General features: G+C 73.8%; 2 protein-coding genes. Both read left to right on the top strand.

What is annotated here, in order from left to right:
• The first annotated feature begins 43 nt into the window (after positions 1-43).
• Positions 44-1,312 (top strand): putative lipid II flippase FtsW, encoded by a 1,269-nt coding sequence (ftsW, locus tag RKE29_RS29220; protein WP_312008728.1) that lies wholly within the window; start codon positions 44-46, stop codon positions 1,310-1,312.
• Between the two features lie 6 nt (positions 1,313-1,318).
• On the top strand, positions 1,319-2,407 hold the full coding sequence (murG, locus tag RKE29_RS29225; RefSeq protein ID WP_312008727.1) for an undecaprenyldiphospho-muramoylpentapeptide beta-N-acetylglucosaminyltransferase: 1,089 nt from the start codon (positions 1,319-1,321) through the stop codon (positions 2,405-2,407).
• The last annotated feature ends 146 nt before the right edge of the window (positions 2,408-2,553 follow it).

Raw genomic sequence — 2,553 nt, forward strand, 5'->3', positions numbered from 1 at the left:
CCCCCGCCCGCGCCCCCGCCCGCCGCGCCGCCCCGGCCGGCCGGTGACCTCGCTGCCGGTCGCGCTGCGGCGGCTGCACGGCCGCGCCCGGCGCGCCTGGGACCGGCCGCTGACCGCCTACTACGTGATCCTGGGCGGCAGCCTGCTGATCATCGTCCTGGGCCTGGTGATGGTCTACTCGGCCTCCCAGATCAAGGCCCTCCAGTCGGGGCTCGCCCCGTCGTACTTCTTCCGCAAGCAGCTGTTCGCGGCCGCGCTGGGCGGGCTGCTGATGCTGTTCGCCGCGTGCACGCCCGTCCGGCTGCACCGCGGCTTCGCCTACCCGCTGCTGGCCGGGTCGGTCTTCCTGATGTGCCTGGTGCAGGTGCCGGGGATAGGGATCGCGGTCAACGGCAACCGCAACTGGATCTCCTTCGGCGGCCCGTTCCTGCTCCAGCCGAGCGAGTTCGGCAAGCTGGCGCTGGTGCTGTGGGGTGCCGACCTGCTGGCCCGCAAGCAGGAGAAGCGGCTGCTGACCCAGTGGAAGCACCTGCTGGTGCCGCTCGTGCCCGCGGCCGGCCTGCTGCTCGGCCTGATCATGCTGGGCGGCGACATGGGCACGGCGATCATCCTGACGGCGATCCTGTTCGGCCTGCTGTGGCTGGCCGGCGCGCCCACCCGGCTGTTCTCCGGGGTGCTCGGCGTCGCCGTGGTGGTCGGCGTGCTGCTGATCAGGGCCAGCCCGCACCGCGCGTCCCGGCTCGCCTGCGTCGGCGCCACCGAGCCGGGACCGAAGGGCCAGTGCTGGCAGGCGGTGCACGGGATCTACGCGCTGGCCAACGGCGGCTGGTTCGGCTCCGGCCTCGGGGCGAGCATGGAGAAGTGGGGCGAACTCCCCGAACCGCACACCGACTTCATCTTCGCGATTACCGGGGAGGAACTCGGCCTGGCGGGGACACTGTCGGTCCTCGCCCTCTTCGCGGCTCTAGGCTATGCGGGTATCCGCGTGGCCGGACGCACGGAGGACCCCTTCGTGAGGTACGCCGCGGGAGGGGTGACCACCTGGATCACGGCCCAGGCCGTGGTCAACATCGGCGCGGTGCTCGGCCTGCTGCCGATCGCCGGTGTCCCGCTCCCGCTGTTCTCCTACGGAGGATCGGCCCTGCTGCCGACCATGTTCGCCATCGGTCTGCTCATCGCCTTCGCGCGGGCGGAACCGTCGGCACGGGCGGCGCTTGCCACGCGGCAGCCCGCCTGGCGGAGAAGGCTTGCTGGGGTGAGAAGGAAGACAATGAGACGGCGGGTCAAGACACCGCCGTCCGGAGAGCGGTGAATTTCGGTGCATGTCGTACTCGCCGGCGGGGGGACCGCCGGTCACATCGAGCCCGCGCTCGCCCTCGCGGACGCCCTGCGCAGGCAGGATCCGACCGTGGGGATCACGGCGCTCGGCACGGAGCGGGGCCTGGAGACCCGGCTCGTACCCGAGCGGGGCTACGAACTCGCGCTGATCCCCGCCGTCCCGCTGCCGCGCAAGCCCACCCCGGAGCTGATCACCGTGCCCGGGCGGCTGCGCGGCACCATCAAGGCCGCCGAGCAGGTGCTGGAGCGCACCAAGGCCGACTGCGTCGTGGGCTTCGGCGGCTACGTGGCGCTGCCCGGCTACCTGGCCGCCAAGCGCCGCGGCGTCCCCATCGTGGTCCACGAGGCCAACGCCCGCCCCGGCCTCGCCAACAAGATCGGCTCCCGGTACGCCGCGCACGTCGCCGTCAGCACCCCGGACAGCAAGCTGCGCGGCGCGTCGTACGTGGGCATCCCGCTGCGCCGCTCCATCGCCACCCTGGACCGGGCCGCGCTCCGCCGGGAGGCGCGCGCGGCCTTCGGCCTGGAGGCCAACCTGCCGACCCTGCTGGTGTCCGGCGGCTCGCAGGGGGCGCGGCGGCTGAACGAGGTGGTGCAGGCGGTCGCTCCGCGCCTCCAGCAGGCCGGTATCCAGGTGCTGCACGCGGTCGGTCCGAAGAACGACCTGCCGCAGGTGGACAACATGCCCGGAATGCCGCCTTACGTACCGGTATCGTACGTGGATCGGATGGACCTCGCGTACGCCGCGGCGGACATGATGCTCTGCCGCGCGGGCGCGATGACCGTCGCCGAGCTGTCCGCCGTGGGCCTGCCGGCCGCGTACGTCCCGCTGCCGATCGGCAACGGCGAACAGCGGCTCAACGCCCAGCCGGTGGTCAAGGCCGGCGGCGGCCTGCTGGTGGACGACGCCGAGCTGACGCCCGAGTGGGTGCTGGCCAACGTGCGGCCGGTGCTCGGCGACCCGGCACGGCTGTACGAGATGTCCCGGCGCGCCGCCGAGTTCGGCCGCCGGGACGCCGACGAGCTGCTGGTCGGCATGGTGTACGACGCGATCGGGGCGCGCCGCTAGGCGTGCGGCGCCGCCGCCCGCGGGGCCCGCAGCGACGGGCCCCGCGGACCCCCGCCCGGAAGGAGTGCAGGGAGCGTGGCCGGACCGACGACCGCCCGCCGCGGCGGGCGGCGCAGTGCACCGCCCGGCCCGCTTCCGCGCGCCGG

The sequence above is a fragment of the Streptomyces sp. B1866 genome, assembly GCF_031932565.1.
Taxonomy (GTDB): Bacteria; Actinomycetota; Actinomycetes; order Streptomycetales; family Streptomycetaceae; genus Streptomyces.